At 45.0% G+C, this 16,933-nt stretch carries 18 protein-coding genes; 15 read left to right on the top strand and 3 right to left on the bottom strand.

Features of this window, described 5'->3' with window-relative positions; translation table 11 throughout:
• Positions 1 to 2 precede the first annotated feature (2 nt).
• From arsR to HFELIS_RS04670, 3 genes are read right to left on the bottom strand one after another with little or no spacing between them, the layout of a single operon-like run.
• Complete coding sequence (gene arsR / locus HFELIS_RS04680; RefSeq protein WP_041302803.1) at positions 3 to 686, bottom strand: acid response regulator transcription factor ArsR; 684 nt, start codon at positions 684 to 686, stop codon at positions 3 to 5.
• A 52-nt stretch (positions 687 to 738) separates the two neighbouring features.
• Positions 739 to 1,014 carry a CiaD-like domain-containing protein gene (locus HFELIS_RS04675; RefSeq protein ID WP_013469385.1) on the bottom strand — a complete coding sequence of 92 codons (276 nt, stop codon included), beginning with the start codon at positions 1,012 to 1,014 and terminating at the stop codon, positions 739 to 741.
• Positions 1,005 to 1,274: a hypothetical protein gene (locus HFELIS_RS04670; RefSeq protein WP_013469384.1), complete on the bottom strand. Its 270-nt coding sequence runs from the start codon at positions 1,272 to 1,274 to the stop codon at positions 1,005 to 1,007. Before HFELIS_RS04670 ends, HFELIS_RS04675 begins: the two co-directional genes overlap by 10 nt.
• Before the next feature lie 68 nt (positions 1,275 to 1,342).
• Between HFELIS_RS04670 and HFELIS_RS04665 the strand changes: the two genes are divergently transcribed.
• The 15 genes from HFELIS_RS04665 (at position 1,343) to HFELIS_RS04595 (ending at position 16,930) form a co-directional block, all read left to right on the top strand.
• A complete protein-coding gene (locus tag HFELIS_RS04665) occupies positions 1,343 to 2,596 on the top strand; it encodes a cation:proton antiporter domain-containing protein (RefSeq protein ID WP_013469383.1) in 1,254 nt (417 codons plus the stop codon).
• A gap of 54 nt (positions 2,597 to 2,650) precedes the next feature.
• Positions 2,651 to 4,432, top strand: coding sequence for a M3 family oligoendopeptidase (locus HFELIS_RS04660; protein ID WP_013469382.1), 1,782 nt, complete (start codon positions 2,651 to 2,653; stop codon positions 4,430 to 4,432).
• Positions 4,429 to 4,893 carry a hypothetical protein gene (locus HFELIS_RS04655; RefSeq protein WP_231844151.1) on the top strand — a complete coding sequence of 155 codons (465 nt, stop codon included), beginning with the start codon at positions 4,429 to 4,431 and terminating at the stop codon, positions 4,891 to 4,893. The genes HFELIS_RS04660 and HFELIS_RS04655 overlap by 4 nt, the downstream gene beginning before the upstream one ends.
• Positions 4,890 to 6,389 (top strand): DUF5644 domain-containing protein, encoded by a 1,500-nt coding sequence (locus HFELIS_RS04650; protein ID WP_013469380.1) that lies wholly within the window; start codon positions 4,890 to 4,892, stop codon positions 6,387 to 6,389. The genes HFELIS_RS04655 and HFELIS_RS04650 overlap by 4 nt, the downstream gene beginning before the upstream one ends.
• 10 nt (positions 6,390 to 6,399) lie before the next feature.
• Entirely contained in the window at positions 6,400 to 6,717 is a 318-nt protein-coding gene (locus tag HFELIS_RS04645) for a hypothetical protein (protein ID WP_041303214.1), read from the top strand.
• 10 nt (positions 6,718 to 6,727) lie between these two features.
• Complete coding sequence (locus HFELIS_RS04640) at positions 6,728 to 7,462, top strand: tellurite resistance TerB family protein (RefSeq protein WP_013469378.1); 735 nt, start codon at positions 6,728 to 6,730, stop codon at positions 7,460 to 7,462.
• A complete protein-coding gene (locus tag HFELIS_RS04635; protein ID WP_013469377.1) occupies positions 7,450 to 8,466 on the top strand; it encodes a TrbG/VirB9 family P-type conjugative transfer protein in 1,017 nt (338 codons plus the stop codon). Before HFELIS_RS04640 ends, HFELIS_RS04635 begins: the two co-directional genes overlap by 13 nt.
• Before the next feature lie 8 nt (positions 8,467 to 8,474).
• Entirely contained in the window at positions 8,475 to 9,554 is a 1,080-nt protein-coding gene (locus HFELIS_RS04630; RefSeq protein WP_013469376.1) for a DNA type IV secretion system protein ComB10, read from the top strand.
• A gap of 67 nt (positions 9,555 to 9,621) precedes the next feature.
• Positions 9,622 to 9,963: a 4Fe-4S binding protein gene (locus HFELIS_RS04625; protein WP_013469375.1), complete on the top strand. Its 342-nt coding sequence runs from the start codon at positions 9,622 to 9,624 to the stop codon at positions 9,961 to 9,963.
• Positions 9,960 to 11,090: a 2-oxoglutarate synthase subunit alpha gene (locus HFELIS_RS04620; protein WP_013469374.1), complete on the top strand. Its 1,131-nt coding sequence runs from the start codon at positions 9,960 to 9,962 to the stop codon at positions 11,088 to 11,090. The genes HFELIS_RS04625 and HFELIS_RS04620 overlap by 4 nt, the downstream gene beginning before the upstream one ends.
• Positions 11,090 to 11,917: a 2-oxoglutarate ferredoxin oxidoreductase subunit beta gene (locus tag HFELIS_RS04615; protein ID WP_013469373.1), complete on the top strand. Its 828-nt coding sequence runs from the start codon at positions 11,090 to 11,092 to the stop codon at positions 11,915 to 11,917. The genes HFELIS_RS04620 and HFELIS_RS04615 overlap by 1 nt, the downstream gene beginning before the upstream one ends.
• A 2-nt stretch (positions 11,918 to 11,919) precedes the next feature.
• Positions 11,920 to 12,486 (top strand): 2-oxoacid:acceptor oxidoreductase family protein, encoded by a 567-nt coding sequence (locus HFELIS_RS04610; RefSeq protein ID WP_013469372.1) that lies wholly within the window; start codon positions 11,920 to 11,922, stop codon positions 12,484 to 12,486.
• Entirely contained in the window at positions 12,483 to 14,405 is a 1,923-nt protein-coding gene (gene lysA / locus HFELIS_RS08740; protein ID WP_013469371.1) for a diaminopimelate decarboxylase, read from the top strand. Before HFELIS_RS04610 ends, lysA begins: the two co-directional genes overlap by 4 nt.
• Entirely contained in the window at positions 14,395 to 15,270 is an 876-nt protein-coding gene (locus HFELIS_RS04600; RefSeq protein WP_013469370.1) for a DUF2156 domain-containing protein, read from the top strand. Before lysA ends, HFELIS_RS04600 begins: the two co-directional genes overlap by 11 nt.
• Before the next feature lies 1 nt (position 15,271).
• Complete coding sequence (locus tag HFELIS_RS04595) at positions 15,272 to 16,930, top strand: chorismate-binding protein (RefSeq protein WP_013469369.1); 1,659 nt, start codon at positions 15,272 to 15,274, stop codon at positions 16,928 to 16,930.
• Positions 16,931 to 16,933 lie beyond the last annotated feature (3 nt).

The raw sequence follows: 16,933 nt of genomic DNA, 5'->3' as shown, positions 1-16,933 counted from the left end.
GGCTAATATTCTAGTTTATAGCCCACCCCTCGTACAGAAATAATATACTTGGGCTTTTTAGGATCGTCTTCAATCTTAGAGCGCAAGCGCCCAATAATAACATCAATACTCTTATTAGAGCTCTCTGGATTGATGGATTCAGATTCGATGGCAATCGATTCTCTAGAAAAAACATAGCCCTTTTTACTGATCAATAGGGTTAAAATTTCGTATTCTGCACGAGTCAAATCGAGTTTTTTATTATGCATATAGACTTCTCTAGCATCTTTATCAATTCTAAAAAGATGGCTTTTGGAAGTGTCCTCACTTTCAGAGATAGGTTTTTTATTATAGCGTCTCAAAAGAGATTGGATTCGCGCCAAAAGCTCTTTGGGATCGTAGGGTTTTGGGATATAATCATCCGCTCCATATTCAAGCGCTTTAATCTTGTCATCAATATCATTGCGGGCTGAGGAGATAATGATGGGGATGTCCCTTTGTTTGGAAATCTTACGGCACACTTCTAAGCCATCTAAGTTAGGCAAAGTCAAATCCAATAGCAAAAGATCGTAGGGTTGGGTTGTGGCTGCACTAATGCCTGTATAGGGTTCATCATAATTCACAATCGTAATGCCATGTTGATGAAAAAACTCGCTCAAAATTTCAGCAAGTTCAACATCATCCTCTATCATTAAGATTTTGATCACAGATACACCTTGTCAGAAATTCGCCTAAACATCTTGTACACCTTCAATAAAGTTAATCCTGTTGGTAAACTTTCAGTCTTTCTTGCACGACAAAAAGTTGGTATTGCAAATAGTTAAGCACCAAATCGAGTTTAGTGGGTAAATCCTTGATCTGATGGGCTCTAAGACCCTCAAATAATACCAAAGTCTTTTGCTCAAGGTCTCTTAAAAAGGCTTGTTCTTCTTGGGACATACACACAGAGGGCTTGGCTTCAGTTGCCGTCTTGGGCTTGGGGTCTTTTTGCCCGATTTCATCTAAAGTCTGTGCAATAATATTTTTTAATTCCATTCCAACAACCATTTTTCAATCGCTTGCAACTCTTCAAGGCTTTCGGCTTGGATAAATAGTTTTTGCATCTTTTGGACCTCGAAGCGTTGTAAGGGAGCGTATTCACGCAACTGAGCACTAGGCTGACTCAAGCGCTTGACACCGCTTAAAGCCTCTGCATTGGTAGGTTCTTTCTCTAACACACTATTATAAACCTCTAGGGCTTGTGATTTGAGGCCTTGTAACTCATAGACACTAGCCAAGGCAATTGTTTGTTCCAAAAAACTCTCCCTGTTTGTCTGTTTATTATACAATGCGGGCTTTTAAGCATTGCTTTAATGGATGTCGCATGGAATTACACACATTATATATTATTGTCGCAGGACTTGGGCTAAGCGTAGTGAGCGGACTCTTGCTCAAGCGCATGGATATGCCCATCATTATTGGCTATATCTTGACGGGTCTCATTTTAGTAGCTCTTTTTCATATCGATGAGTTTGAATCTCTCTCAGATATTGCAGATTTTGGGATTGTCTTTTTGATGTTTATGATTGGTCTAGAATTCAATTTTGACAAACTCAAAACGATGAAGCAAGAGGTTTTGATCTTTGGTGGTCTGCAAGTTGTGCTGACTTCGCTAGCCTTTGTCATCTTTGGCTACTATGTGATGGGGGCTTCTTGGGGCTTTTCTTTGGTGGTCAGTATGGGTTTCTCCCTCTCTTCAACGGCAATTGTGCTCAAATTTTTTGAAGAGAGCAAGCAACTGGCTACACCTGTGGGCAAAATTGTAGTGGGCATTTTAATTTTTCAAGACATTGCCGCCATCCCTATGTTGCTTATTTTGGTTTTAATGGGAGATTCGCAAGCCAATTTGGTAAACCTCTTGGTCAAAACAGCGGTCTCAGCAACCATTATTCTTCTCATCTTGCTATTGCCCGGAAAACAAGTGGCTACAAAAGTCCTAAGCTTGGCAGCAGAGACGCGCTTACCCGAATTGTTCATGGCGACTATCCTGCTCATTGTTTTTGGAGCGGCAAGTTTGAGCCATTTTTTTGGCTTTTCTATGTCTTTGGGTGCTTTCATAGCGGGTATGGCTATTTCCAAATCCCGTTACCATGTCAAGGTTCAAGACGAATTTGCTCCTCTTAAAAATATCTTCCTAGGACTTTTTTTTGTAACAGTGGGCATGCAAATTAATATCAAGTTCCTATTTGCCAATTTTTTTGCAGTGGTGCTTTTGCTGAGTTTTACAATGTTTTTAAAGATCACAACCCTATACTTCATCTTGCGTTTTTTCAGAGATACTAAAAGTGCCATCAAAACAGCTCTTTCGTTAGCGCAAATTGGAGAATTTGCCCTTGTTGTTTTTTTGACCGCGAGCAAACAACATGTGTTGACCTTGCAAAAACACCAAGGTTTGCTAGCTCTTTTAAACGAGAAGGGGATTATCCATGTGCTTCCTCAAGACATCCAACAATTCTTGGTGCTCATGATCATTTTTTCCATGCTAGTAACCCCTTTCATGCTCAAATACTTAGACTCGTTGGCCAGTTTTATTTTGCACAAAGAGGGCGCGCAAAACGCCAAAAAGGCTAAAAACTAAATAGTCCATAAATCATGCTAAAATACGCCCCAAACTTATAATAAAGGATCAGTGATGAGCCCTACTAAAATGAGCAAAAAAGAAATCTCTGCAGACACCCAAACCCTAGAGCATCGTTGGGATTTAAGCGCGCTCTTTAAGAGTGTAGAAGACCTAGATGCGCACATGGCTAGTTTGGATAAGAAAATTAAAGCCTATGAAAAGAAATACGCCAATAGCTTTGCCCAGCTCGAAGCCGGAGGTTTTAAAAAGGCGATGGAAGACTATGAAGAACTCAGTGAGGGCATCTCTAGAGCGATGAGCTATGTCTTCCTCATCTTGTCAACAGATATGGAAAAGAGCGATTTGGCTTCCAAATACCAGCTTTTATGTAGCGAACTAGGGCAACATCTCCTCTTTGTTGAAAATGAATTTTGCGCCCTAGATAGTGCCAAGCAAGAAGCCTTGATTCAAGCCACTCCCAAATATGCCTACACTCTGCGCGTGCTCTTGCAACAGAAAGCGCATATTTTGAGTTTGGCTGAGGAAAAGGTCCTTTTAGCGACCTCTAGCGTGGGCGTGGATGCTTTTTCTCAACTCTTTGATAAAACCCTGACTGCTCTCAAAATTCCCTTTCAAGATCGCCTCGTAAGCGAGGAAGAAATCCTCTCGGAATTGCACAATCCTGATCGTAAATTGCGCAAAAAAGCCCAAAAAGCCCTTACAAAAGCCCTTAAAAAGAACGAAATGGTGCTCACTTATGTGCTCAATATGGTGCGTAAAGACTTGCATATTGATACCAAGTTACGCCACTATGAAAAACCTGAGAGTTTCCGCCACCTTTCCAATCAAATTCCTCAGGCTAGCGTGGATAGCATGTTAGAAATTGTCAATGACAATTACGCTCTTGTGCAACGCTACTACAAAATCAAATCCAAGCTTTTGGGCTACAAACTCAAAGACTACGATCGTTATGCACCCATTGACACCAAAGAAAACCCCATCACTTATCAAGAAGCTCTTGATTTGGTGCTCAAAGCCTATAAAGACTTCTCCCCAAAATTCCACAGCATCGCCGAGCAAGCATTGGCGCACGGGTGGGTGGATTCGCATCCGCGCCCTTTAAAACGCGGAGGTGCGTTTAGCGATAGCACCGTGCCTAGCGCGCACCCCTTTGTGCTGTTAAATTTTACCAATAACCGCCGTTCAGCCTTTACTATCGCCCATGAATTTGGGCATATGATTCACCAAACTTTGAGCAAACAAGTGGGCTATCTCAACGCCAACACGCCCCTGACCACTTCAGAAACCGCATCTGTTTTTGGGGAAATGCTTTTGTTCGAGAGTCTTAAACCAAGTTTGAATAAAAAAGAATTGCGCAATATCTATGCGGGCAAGTTAGAAGACATGTTTTCGACCATGTTTAGACAGGTGGTGATGACCAATTTTGAACGCCGTATCCACAGCACGGAAAACGAGCTCAAAGCGGAGGATTTTGACACTATTTGGCAGGAAGAAAACGCCAAAATGTTTGGTAAAAGTGTCAAGCTCACCAAAAATTACGCCCGTTGGTGGAGTTACATCCCCCACTTCATCCATTCGCCCTTTTACTGCTATGCCTATAGCTATGGACAACTTTTAGTGCTCGCCCTCTTTGGGCTATACCGCCAAAAACAAACCCCTAGCGAGAAAAAGGCCTTTGTGGAAACCTATACGGAATTTTTGAGCAAGGGAGGCAGTCAAAGCCCTGAAGAATTGGTCGGGATGTTTGGGTTAGACATTGCCGATAAAGAATTTTGGAAAATTGGCATGGGCGAGGTGGAAAAAATGCTAGGTGAATTTGAGGACTTGCTTTGAGGGATTTAGGCGTGCGCTATAACGCTATGGTTAACCAACACTGCTTGGATAACCTCCATTTTCTACATACCAATCGTGTGAATTTTAGCGTCTTTTGCGATCTCTCAAAGGTGCGTTTTGAGCCTTTATTGCCTCGGGAACTCTTGGAGGGGTTTGGGCATTTTGTTTTATTTGTGCTTGCAGGCTACACCTTTGAAAGCCTGAAAATCTACCACCAAGAAATCAGCTTTGAAGCGGGCTTGGGCGATGATATTGAAACCACGGTGAGCATTGCCCTTGAAGGGATTGTACAAATTATCATCAAGGACAAAAACGATGCCAATGTGGTGCTTTTTAACCGCTCCGATCCTAAAAATATTTTTGTAGACAGCAATGAAGCGCAGATTCAAGACTCTAAGGACGCTTTTTTAGCCGATCCTAGAAATAAAGAAATCTTGCAGACTCTCCAAGGTGATGAATGAGTATCTTAAAATTACATCTCAAGGTTTTTAGATTTGATGCCACTAAAGACTACAACCCTGCCTACCAGTCTTGTATTGTGGAATATGCTCCAAATTGGCATCTGAGCGATGTTTTAAGCCACATTCCCCTTAGAGATTTCGGCTACGATAAAACCTACTTGGGGTTGCGCTTAAATGAGGTGGCTGTTTTTGAGGATTTAGCGGTCTTGGATTTAGTAACGCGCTTTTCTAAAGAGTGGGTGTTAGAACCCTTGAGCACTAGATACGCCCGCCATGACCTGCTTATGGATGAGGAGGCTATTTTAGAGGGCTACCAACGGTTTTTCCACAGCGCGCCCTTCCTCACTCACGAGGAACGCTGCGCACTGAGCAAATACACCAATATCAACTTTATCCAATTAGATTACCCTGAGGGGTATTTTGGGGATGGTTTTTTTCTCTACATTAAGTGGCTAATGGGGCGTTACCCACACCGCGCTAAGGATTTGCTCCAAAGCATTGCCGATCCTAAATACGGTGTGATGGGCTTTGTGAGTCCCCATCCTTACCTTTACCCCACAAGCGCGCGCATTGATACTGAAATCTACGATTTGCAAAAAATGTTGATCCAAAGCTCTAATTGTCCGGTAGCTAACAATGCATGGGCGCGCTTGGGTAAAAATTTCGAATCCAAATACCAATTTAAAACTCCCCATCTCGCCAAAGATCAGGGCGATTTTTTGCTCTTTAATGCCTACGATAAGGCCTTTAATAGCGCGCCACTCTTAAAAAGTGTCAAATCTCTTTTGGAACGCTTGGGAGTGCGCGTGATTGAAGCAGAATGTTGTTTTGATGGGGGTTATTGGGGACGGCTAGGGAATTTGGAAAAGTTCCTCAGTGCTAACGCCTATAACATGGCTCTTGCTCAAAAAATGGGTGTGCCCTTGCTGTTGTGCGATCAAGATTCCTATGCTAACGCGCTGTATGCCCAAGAACTTCTACAGAATCAGGAACTTAGAGAGAAAATTAACACCACTCTCTCCCCCTATGGTTTGGAATATCAAGACGCGTCATTGACATACTTAAACACACATCTAAAAAATCTTGGCTTAGAACTTAAAAAAGTTTTTGAGGGTTTTTCAAGCGTGCTATTTGCCCCCGAAGAAGAGAGCTATGCACCCCTTTTTGATTCCTTAAAGTTAGCTTGTAAAACCCCTCTTTTTGCCAAACAAACATGCGCCCATCTGCTAGATATTAACACGCCTTTAGCGTTAAAGCGTTTTGGAGCGATGCGCTATGATGCCATCGATCTAGGGGCTGATTTTTTACTCACCACCTCCATAAGCCAGTTTCACATGTTAGATAGCTTGGCTAAACAAGCCTCCAAAGCTTGCCAAAGAGATCATGATAGCACTAGCACCCTCTTTTTATCTCAGCTCCTCTTGCTTGGAATGGGTGAAAAAGATACCGGTATGCTTGGTTTGGATGCCCACCAACATCCTTTTATTTTCCTCTAAGGGAGTTAGAGTGCAACTAGGCTTGAAAATCCTCTTTGCCATAGCCTTGAGCATGGGGTGGTATGCCATCAATGGAGAGGATTCTGCCCAGCTTTCCTTGCTCATCTTTTTATTTATGCTAGCTCTTCTCTTGCTCAAGCCTATTTCTTTTCAATCACCAGAGAGACGCGAAGATTATATCCAGCAACTCAAACACAATTACGAGCGCAGAATAGATTTAAAGAAAAAAGAAAAGGCAGAAAAAAAGCGGCTATCTCAAGCCGTTACAGAACGGGATTATAAAAAAGAACGCGAAAAGACCAAGCGTGTCGATCATAAATTTTTTTAAGTGAGGTTACATGGAAGTGATCTTAGTGATAGCTGTAGCAGCGGTGTTGATTTATCTTTATTACACCCTGCAAAACTATCTTAAAAATCCCCTGCATTCCCCCCAAACTACACCACCTGTTGCAGAAGTGCCTAGTTTTTGCGCCCTACCTACCCCTGAGGAAAAATTGCGCCAAAGCGAAGTGGGTATCACCACTCTTTTGATCGCTCAAGTAGCTGCGCGCTTGCCAGATAGCCCTCTCAAGCAGGCTCTTATCCCCCTCTTTTTAAAACAACAAGAAGATCTAAAAGAACTCTATAAAAATCCGGACAAACCGCCCCTAGAGGATCTTTGCATGGATTTTATGGAGGTTGCACATGGTGAGTATAAGAAACGCCTTAAACTTGTGGAATTTTTCTTTGTGCTGGCCTATGCGCCGGGATTTTTAGAAGAAGAGGCCAAAGAAGCTCTTTTGGATGTAGGGGCTTTTTTAAAACTTGAGAATAGCGATTTTAATGCTCTTTACGATCATTTTGAGCAACTGGCCACGCAAAAAACCTATAAAGTCATCTTGGCCAAGATTGTTGATTTTGGGAGTTTTCAAACTCAAGTAGAAATGTATTATCTCGATTTTATGGACGCAAAAACATGGAATAAAAGCTATTATCCCGATCGCATGTGTGTTCTTTGGAGCTTACAAGAGCGCTACAGTGCCGTGCGCTCAAAAATACCCGACACCTCTTTGCAACACGCATGTCAAGACTAACCTATGGGTTTCATTTACGCCATCAATTCAAAATACACGGCTTTTTCCTAACCTTACTTATGGGGTTTGTCATAGCAAAGGCGAATCCTAATCTGCCTACCATCACTCCGCCCCCACCTACTCACACAGAAGAATCCGATGAGGAAGAGGTGCAAGAAGAAGAGGAGCCACTCCATTCCATGCAAGACCTCCATGCCATTCAAGGGAGCTTTTTTCACAAACGGCGCACAGATCTAGACAACACTCTTTTTATTGATGCCCATTTGGGTGAGACCTATAAAATCCGTCTGCGTTATGCAATGGTTACTATGTTTATTTTCAACGAACCCATTGCAGAGGTAATTTTAGGCGACTTAGTAGGTTTTAGTAGCAAAATACTCAGAGAAACGCACCAAAATAGTAATGTTTTACTCCTCAAGCCTTTGCAGATTGGGATTGATTCTAATTTAAGTGTCATTGGCAAGAGTGGTAAAATTTACGCTTTTTATATCTTTTCTACGACTTACACGAGCAACAAAAACCCTGCGCTCAATGTTTATGTTTCTAACCGACATTTTTTTGAGCACCGCTCTAACACCCCGGGTTCTCTAGCACTTTTGGGTTCAGAGCCAACACCACCACCCCAACAGACTACAGACAATAAAGACTATTTGATCATCGGGCAGGGAATTAATAGCATGCGCGTGGATCGATCTCAAATCCAGCGTAACTATAAAGTGCTTGGAGCTAAAAAACGGGCATGGTTTTGTCTGTGGCTGTGCAAAGTGGCTAGAAAACAACCAATCAAACCTTTGGAAATCTTCAATGACGCGCATTTTACTTATTTTAAATTCAACCATCTGCTCTCTCAGATTAAATTTCCCGTAGCCTATAAAGTCGTGGATGGCTATGACAACCCCATTAATACACGCGTTGTGGGCGATTACCTCATCGCTGAAGATATTGCGGATAAATGGACTCTTCGAGAGGGTAAACTCCATGCTTGTATCCGCCGCATCCGCTAATCCATACAATGAAAGGCGCGTGGCTTAAAAAAATCCTCTCTATTATTGCGATTGCTATAGCCATCATCACCATTTCATTGTGGGTGCACCGCCCTAAAACTTCTCAATCACCCACAATCATAGAAGCCAAATACCCTCTAGCAGATTACCATTTTATCCCCCCTCAAGAACCTCCCGCTCCTCCCCCGCAAGTCTCCTCTGATTATGCAGAGCTTAAAAGCCAACTCCAAGAAGCCACCGCACGCATCCAGCAACTCCAAGAAGAGCTAGATCATCAAATGTCAGTTTCTGAAAACTCTCCACCACCGCCCACTCCCCAAGAGGACACTCAAAGAAACGATTTATTAGCAACGCGCATCCAAGCTTTTAAATCCAGCCATGCAGAAAAGATACAAGAAAACACTACAGAGGAGTTTGACAACCTCAAAGCTAAAGACACCGCCACCCATCAAAATAGACTTTTTAGAACTATCACGGCCGATAAGATGATTCCAGCTTTTCTTATCACGCCCATCAGTTCTAAATTAGCGGGCAAGGCCATTGCGCAGGTGGAAAGCGATGTGTTTGCTAGCATGGGCAAAACTATCCTCATTCCTAAGGGCTCTAAAGTGATTGGTTACTACAATAATACCGATAAAGTGGGAGAATACCGCCTGGACATCGTGTGGACTCGAATCATCACGCCCAAAGGGGTCAATATCATGCTCACTAACGCTAAAGGTGCAGATATTAAAGGTTATAGTGGCCTTGTGGGTGAGATGATGACTCACAATCTCCAGCGTTATGGCTTACCCTTGCTAGTTTCTACTCTCTCCAATGGGCTTTTGATCGCCTTGACCTCTGCAATCGCCAATAAAACGGGTAAAAATAATTTTTTTGGAGATTATCTTTTAATGCAGATGACGCGTCAAACGGGCATGGGATTAAATCAAATCGTAGCGCAAATTCTTAGAGATAAAAGCCAATTAAACCCTGTGATTATCATTAGAGAGGGTAGCCGTGTGTTTATTTCGCCTAATTTAGATATCTTTTTTCCTTCTGCCAAAAATGGAGAAATTCAAGTAGAGGTTGTAGAAACGACCAAGTAAATATTAGTTGCATTTTAATATTTAAATGCTAAAATTGCGGGATTTTTTCACAAAATAAGGAGTTTTGATGTCCAAGATGGTAGCTCCTCAGGGTGTGCCCGTTTGGGTGAATGAGGCGCGTTGTAAGGGTTGTGATTTATGCGTATCTGTATGTCCGGCAGGGGTACTGGGTATGGGTGTGCGCTTGGATCACATTTTAGGCAAAGTGGCTAAGGTGGCTTATCCAGAGAGCTGTATTGGATGTTGTAAATGCGAACTAGGTTGTCCGGATTTTGCAATCTATGTCGCTGAGAAAAAAGAATTCAAATTTGCTAAGGTGTCCAAAGATGCTGAAAAGCGAGGTGTGAGAGTGCGGGCCAATCATTACATGCTCTTAGAAGAGAGTGTTGCAGAGGGGAGGGGTCGATGAGAGAGGTGATTTCTGATGGCAATGATTTAGTGGCTAAAGCCGCTATTGATGCGGGTTGTCGCTTCTTTGGAGGTTATCCCATCACACCTAGCTCAGACATCATGCATGCGATGAGCAAGCTCTTACCCGCGCATGGGGGGCATTTTATCCAAATGGAGGATGAAATCGGGGGCGTGTGTGTGTCTTTGGGAGCGAGCATGAGCGGAGTTAAGGCGATGACGGCTAGTTCAGGACCGGGAATTTCTCTCAAAGTGGAACAAATCGGCTATGCGTTCATGACAGAAACCCCTCTTGTGATCGTGGATGTGATGCGCTCGGGTCCCTCCACAGGGATGCCCACAAGGGTTGCACAGGGCGATATTAGCTTTTTAAAACACCCCTCGCATGGGGATTTTAAATCCGTAACTTTGGCTCCGGGCAATTTGGAGGAAATCTATAGCGAAACCTTGCGTGCCTTTAACCTCGCTGAAATGTTGATGACTCCCGTCTTCTTACTCTTAGATGAAACCATCGGGCACATGTATGGTCGGGTGCAATTGCCCGACTTGCAAGAAGTGCAACAAAGCGTGGTGAATCGGCGTGTCTTTGAGGGCGATCCTAAGGATTACCAACCTTACGGCGTGCCCCAAGATGAGTCGGCAATCCTCAATCCCTTTTTCAAGGGCTATCGTTACCACATCACGGGCTTGCACCATGGTCCCATTGGTTTCCCCACAGAGGATGCCCAAATTGGAGGCGCGCTCATCGATCGCCTCTTTAACAAAATCGACTCTAAAAGCGACATTGTGTGCAAGAATGAAGAGATGGATTTAGAAGATGCAGATGTGCTCGTGATCGGCTATGGCTCGAGTGCGTTAGCCATCAAAGAGGCGTTAAAAGATCTAAAAGCGCAAAACTATCCCAAGAAAATCGGCTTTTTCCGCCCCCTTACACTTTGGCCCAGCCCCCAAGAACGCTTGAAAGCTTTAGGCGCACGCTTTGAAAAAATCCTTGTGGTGGAGCTCAATAAGGGGCAGTATGTGCACGAAATCGAACATGTAATGGGGCGCAAAGTAGAGGCGTTACTGCAAGCTGATGGGAGACCTTTCACCCCTAGGCAGATCGCGCTAAAAATAAAGGAGCTCTAATGGCATTTGATTATGACGAGTATTTACGCGTAGATAAAACCCCCACGCTCTGGTGTTGGGGCTGTGGCGATGGAGTGATTTTAAAATGCATCATCCGCGCCATTGATAGCTTGGGCTGGAATATGGATGATGTGTGCTTGGTGAGTGGGATCGGGTGCAGTGGGCGCATGAGTTCGTATGTGAATTGCAACACCGTGCACACCACACACGGGCGCGCGCTAGCTTACGCCACGGGGATTAAGTTAGCCAACTCCAAAAAACATGTGATCGTAGTGTCTGGGGATGGGGATAGTTTTGCCATTGGGGGCAATCACACCATCCACGCTTGTAGGCGCAACATCGATTTAAATTTAGTCTTGGTGAATAACTTCATCTATGGGCTGACTAATTCGCAAACCTCCCCCACTACACCTAATGGCATGTGGACGGTTACCGCCCAAAGTGGCAATATTGACAACCACTTTGACCCCTGTGAGATCACCATGGCTGCTGGGGCGAGTTTTGTGGCGCGCGAGAGCGTGCTCGATCCTAAGAGATTGGAGCGCACTTTAGCGGAGGGCTTTAGTCATAAGGGCTTTAGCTTTGTGGATGTACATAGCAATTGCCATATCAATTTGGGGCGCAAAAACAAAATGGGCGAAGCGGCCCAAACTCTGGCGTGGATTCAATCCCGCTTAGTGAGCAAACGCCAATATGAAGCCTTGAGTCCTGAGGAGAGGGAGGGCAAGTATCCTACCGGTGTGCTCAAACACGATACTTCTAAGATGGAATATTGCGAGGCGTATGAGGGCGTGATTGAAAAAGCTTCTAAGAAAGAGAGGAGCTAGCCATGAGTTTGGAATTGCGTTTTACCGGTGTAGGCGGACAGGGGGTTTTGTTGGCGGGGGAAATCTTAGCTGAGGCTAAGATTGCTAGCGGGGGGTTTGGCACCAAGACCTCTACCTACACTAGCCAAGTGAGAGGCGGACCTACCAAAGTGGATATTATTTTGAGCTCTGAGGAGATCATTTACCCTTATGCTAAACAGGGCGAGATCGATTTTATGCTCTCGGTGGCACAGAGCAGTTACAATCTCTTTAAGGAGGATGTCAAGCCCGGGGGCGTGGTGGTGGTCGATCCTAACTTAGCGCACCCCACTCCAGAGGACGAAGCCAAGTTTCAGCTTTACAAAATCCCCATTATTACTATCGCCAAAGATGAAGTGGGCAATATCATCACCCAATCCGTGGTTGCCCTAGCGATCACAGTAACACTGATGGAGTGCGTGGATCGCGCCCAAGTGATCGAAACGATGATCTCCAAAGTGCCGGCAAAAGTCGCAGAACTCAATAAAAAAGCCTTTGACATTGGAGAAGCACACGCGCTAAGGGCATTGGAAGCCAAAAAAATCTCTTGAATAAAGACAGCATTGTGCGCATTGCTAGCGCGCACCCTACCCCCTTTTATCTCTACGACTTTGACCAAATCAAGGAAGCGTTTTTAGAGTTTAAAAACGCCTTTAGCGGGGCTAAATCCCTGATTTGCTACGCCCTCAAGGCTAATTCTAATTTGAGCTTGTTAGCCCATTTGGCGCGCTTGGGAGCAGGGGGCGATTGTGTCTCTATTTATGAAGTGCGCCGCGCCCTGCTAGCAGGCATTCCCTCTTACAAAATTATCTTTAGTGGGGTGGGCAAGCTGGAGAGCGAGATTCAAGAAGCCTTAGAGAGCAAAATCTTATTTTTAAATGTGGAGTCTTTTGAGGAACTTCAGCTCATTGAGCGTATCGCCACAGATTTGAACACTCCCGCGCGTATCAGTGTGCGGGTCAATCCTAATATCAATGCCCAAACTCACCCCTATATTTCTACAGGTCTATGGGAAAATAAATTTGGCGTAGAAGAAAAAGAAGCCGTGCAAATGTTCATGTTTGCCAAGCAATCTCCCTTTTTAGAGCCCGTGGGTCTGCATTGTCATATTGGCTCCCAACTCATTGAACTAGAACCCATCAAGGAAGCGGGCGAAAAAATGCACGCTTTGGCACGCTTTTTAATGGCTAGCGGGGTAGAACTCAAGTTTTTAGACATGGGCGGAGGTTTGGGCGTGGATGAGGGCAAGGGCGCAATTAGCATCGCAGACTACACTAAACCCCTTAAAAGCATCGCACAAAAACTAGACCTCACTTTAATCTGTGAGCCGGGGCGCAGAATTGTGGCAGATAGTGGGGTGTTGGTGAGCCGTGTGCAGTATGTCAAACCCGGGGCGCGTAAGAATTTTATTATTGTGGATGCTGGAATGAACGATCTTATGCGCCCTGCCTTGTATGGAGCGCGCCATAGTGTGGAGGTGCTCAATACCCAAGAGGGCACAGAGGCGATCTATGACATTGTGGGTCCGGTGTGTGAGAGCGCGGATTGTTTTTTAAAAGAAGTGCCTTTAAAGGGAGTAACTAGGGGGGATTTGCTCCTTTTTAAGCAGGTGGGGGCTTATGGAGCGAGTATGGCAAGCCACTATAATAGCCGTCCTAAGATTTTAGAGCTAGGTGTAGAGCAGGATCGCGTGCGCATTTTACGGGATAGAGAAAGCTTTTTTGACAACATCACCCATGAGATCGGGCACTTAGAGAGTGTGGGTATCCATGCCAAAAGAGCACAGATTGATCAAATTGATGAGGCATTAAGCAAACTTTTAAACGCCCGTTTAGTCTTAAGCCAAGAGATTGCTAAGGAAAAGCAAAGAGAAGCTTTAGGCGTGTATAACCCTGTGCGAGAAGCCCAGATTTTTAAGAAAGTGGGGGGACAATTAGAGAGCATTTATACAGAGATTTTAGGGGTTTCAAGGGGACTAACCAGCCCTGAAAAAGTAGGGGTTAGCACCAACGCCAACACAGCTAGAAGGCTTTTGGGGCAGAAGTTTAAGTTGAAACTCTACAACCCTCTAGCACTTTTTGAGGCGATTTTGCTTAAGGGCGTGGATTATGGGCTTTTAGAGGTGCGGGGGAGTGATGCCTACGCGCAAGGGCTCAAAGCCTTAGCAGAACTCATTACACAACAACGCCTAGAGATCGCCCATAGCTTTAAAATTGCCGGCATATGGTGTTTGCTCGTGGGGCGTTTTGGCTTTTTGGCACAGGACAACCCCACACGGCGGGCGTGGTGGTTTGATCCCACACATACAAGACAAATACAAGCCCTTTTGAGTGGGTATGACAATCCCTACTTTTTAGCTACACCGCTAGGGTGTTTGCTAGAAGCTAATATAGACCTAGAATTGCCCACCCATTTAGAGCCCCTATGTTTGGGAGCTTATTCCACCACACGGAGAACAAGTGGAATTTAAACCCTTAAGTTTGGAGTTAAAAGGGCTATTAGACACGCATTTGCAGGCGGATCACTTCAGCGTGTCGGATGTGAATTTTAGCAATTTGTATTTGTGGCAAAACGCTCGGGACATTCGCCTAGCCCTTGTGCATGGCTGCGTGGTGATCCGCACCCAATACCCTAAGCAAACCCCCTTTTATTTTTACCCCATTGGGGCAGGGGATAAAAGGGCGGTCATTCAAGCCCTCTTAGAGTTAGAACCTAAACTAGAACTACGCGCCCTAGAGGAAAAACACAAGCAAGAATTAGAGGCGTATTTTCCTGATGCCTTTCACTTTGAACCTCAGCGAGATCGCTTTGATTATGTTTATCACACCGCCGATCTCATTGCCCTGCAGGGCAAAAAATACCATAAAAAGAAAAACCACCTCAACGCCTTCTTAAAGCAATACCCCCATTTCACCTACGAGCCCATCAGCGCGCACAACCGCGATCAGATTGTGGATGCCCTCAAGCAGTGGCGCGCTTTGGGGCAGGAAGATCGAGCTTTAGATGAGGAACATCAGGGCATTTTAGGCGCACTAAAGGTCTTTGAGACCTTGCAATTACAAGGGGGGGTTATTTGCATAGAGGGGCGCATTGTGGCGATGAGTTTTGGGGAGAGAATTAATGCAGATATGGCAGTGATCCACATTGAAAAAGCCGATCCGCGCGTGCGTGGGGCTTACCAGACGATTAACCAACAACTCTTAGCCCACGCCTTTAAAGACTGCCCCCTAGTCAATAGAGAAGAAGATTTAGGCATTGAGGGCTTACGCCAAGCTAAAATGGGCTACCACCCTGCCTTTTTACTACAAAAATTCCACGCTATCTATAAGGATTGACATGCAAGAAGCCATCTTTGGGGAGTTTCACTACACCCAGCCCCTGCAGAGTTTTCAAGCCTTCCACCACGCCCAATTACAGGATTTATGTGAGCGTATGGATGCACAACGCCACACAGGCTACTTTGTGGGTTATATCCACTACAACGCTCTAAGCACAACCCATAGCACCACTCCCATTGCTTACTTTACCCAGTTTGCTAGCAAAGAACCCTACACCCCTAAGCCCCCAGAAAACATGGTTTTTCACCCCCAAATCAGCACCCCCATAGACTTTAACACCTACGCCCATCAATTTAATACCGTTCAAGAGGTATTTAGCAAGGGAGAATGCGCGCAGGTAAATTTAACTTTGCCCCTGCATCTTACAACCCACGCCCCTGCGCGCGCTATCTTTGAACAAGTGCTGCGCAACCAACACACCCCCTATTGCGCTTTTTTGCCCAGTCCCTTTGAAACTATTTTAAGCTTTTCGCCCGAATTGTTTTTTGATTTGGATTATACTACGCAGAGCATACGAGTCAAACCCATGAAGGGCACGATCGCGCGCGGGGCAACCCCAGATCAAGACGCACACAACCGCGCCTTTTTGCAAAACGATCCTAAAAACCGCAACGAAAATACAATGGTGGTCGATCTCTTTGCTCAAGAACTCGCCCAAATCGCCCACAAGGTGGAGGTTACACAGCTGTGCGAAGTGGAAGCCCATCCGACCCTTTTTCAAATGACCTCTACTTTGGTGGGCGCGCTTAAAAACCCCCAGCTTTTCCCCATTTTGCAGGCGATTTTTCCTTCCAGCTCAGTTACTGGCGAACCCAAAGCAAAAAGCATGCAACTCATACAAGATTTAGAACAACACCAGCGGGGCGTGTATTGCGGAGCGATTGGGGTGATAGATTCTAAGCAGGCTCTTTTTAATGTGCCCATCCGCACCATGAGCGCGCCACCACAGAGCCAAACCTACACCCTGTGTGTGGGCAGTGGGGTAACTCAGGCTAGCCAGCTTGAATCCGAATACCAAGAGTGTTATTTAAAGAGTTTCTTTATTCTGCCTAAAGTGGAATTTAGCCTCATTGAAACCATGTTAGTGCGCCACTTAGAAATTTGCCATAAAGAACTGCACGCTCAGCGTCTAAAAGCAAGCGCGCATCATTTTAATTTCGTCTATGAAAATTGGCTAGAAACTTACCAACCTACCCAAGATGGCATTTTGCGTCTTTTATGGCATAAGGATGGGAGTCATAGCCTAGAATACAGCCCCCTAGAACCCCCCAAAAGCACTAAACTCCTTTTAGCTCAAAAACCCCTAGATCCGCATAACGACTTTTTAGCCCACAAGACCACCTACACCCCTTGGTATGAAGAGGCGCGCGCGCTCATTGCTAAAGGGCTTTGTTTTGATGTGTTGCACTATACCCCTGAGGGACTCTTGAGCGAAGGGGCGCGTAGCAATTTGCTTTTAGAAATAGAAGGGCAACTCTATACCCCCGCTTTTCATGGAGGGCTTTTAAAGGGAGTGGGGATCACACGCTTGATTGAGGCGGGGCGTTGCACTCCTAAGGAATTGAGTTTAGAGGACTTAAAACGGGCGGATAAGATTTATGCCACCAATGCCATTAGGGGCGTGGTGGAGGTCAGGCTAGAAGAGCCCATGTTATAATTT

Origin of the sequence: Helicobacter felis ATCC 49179 (assembly GCF_000200595.1) — a bacterium.
GTDB lineage: Bacteria > Campylobacterota > Campylobacteria > Campylobacterales > Helicobacteraceae > Helicobacter > Helicobacter felis.
The sequence above is the reverse complement of the archived record's forward strand: the minus strand, read 5'-3'. Positions and strand labels throughout refer to the sequence as shown.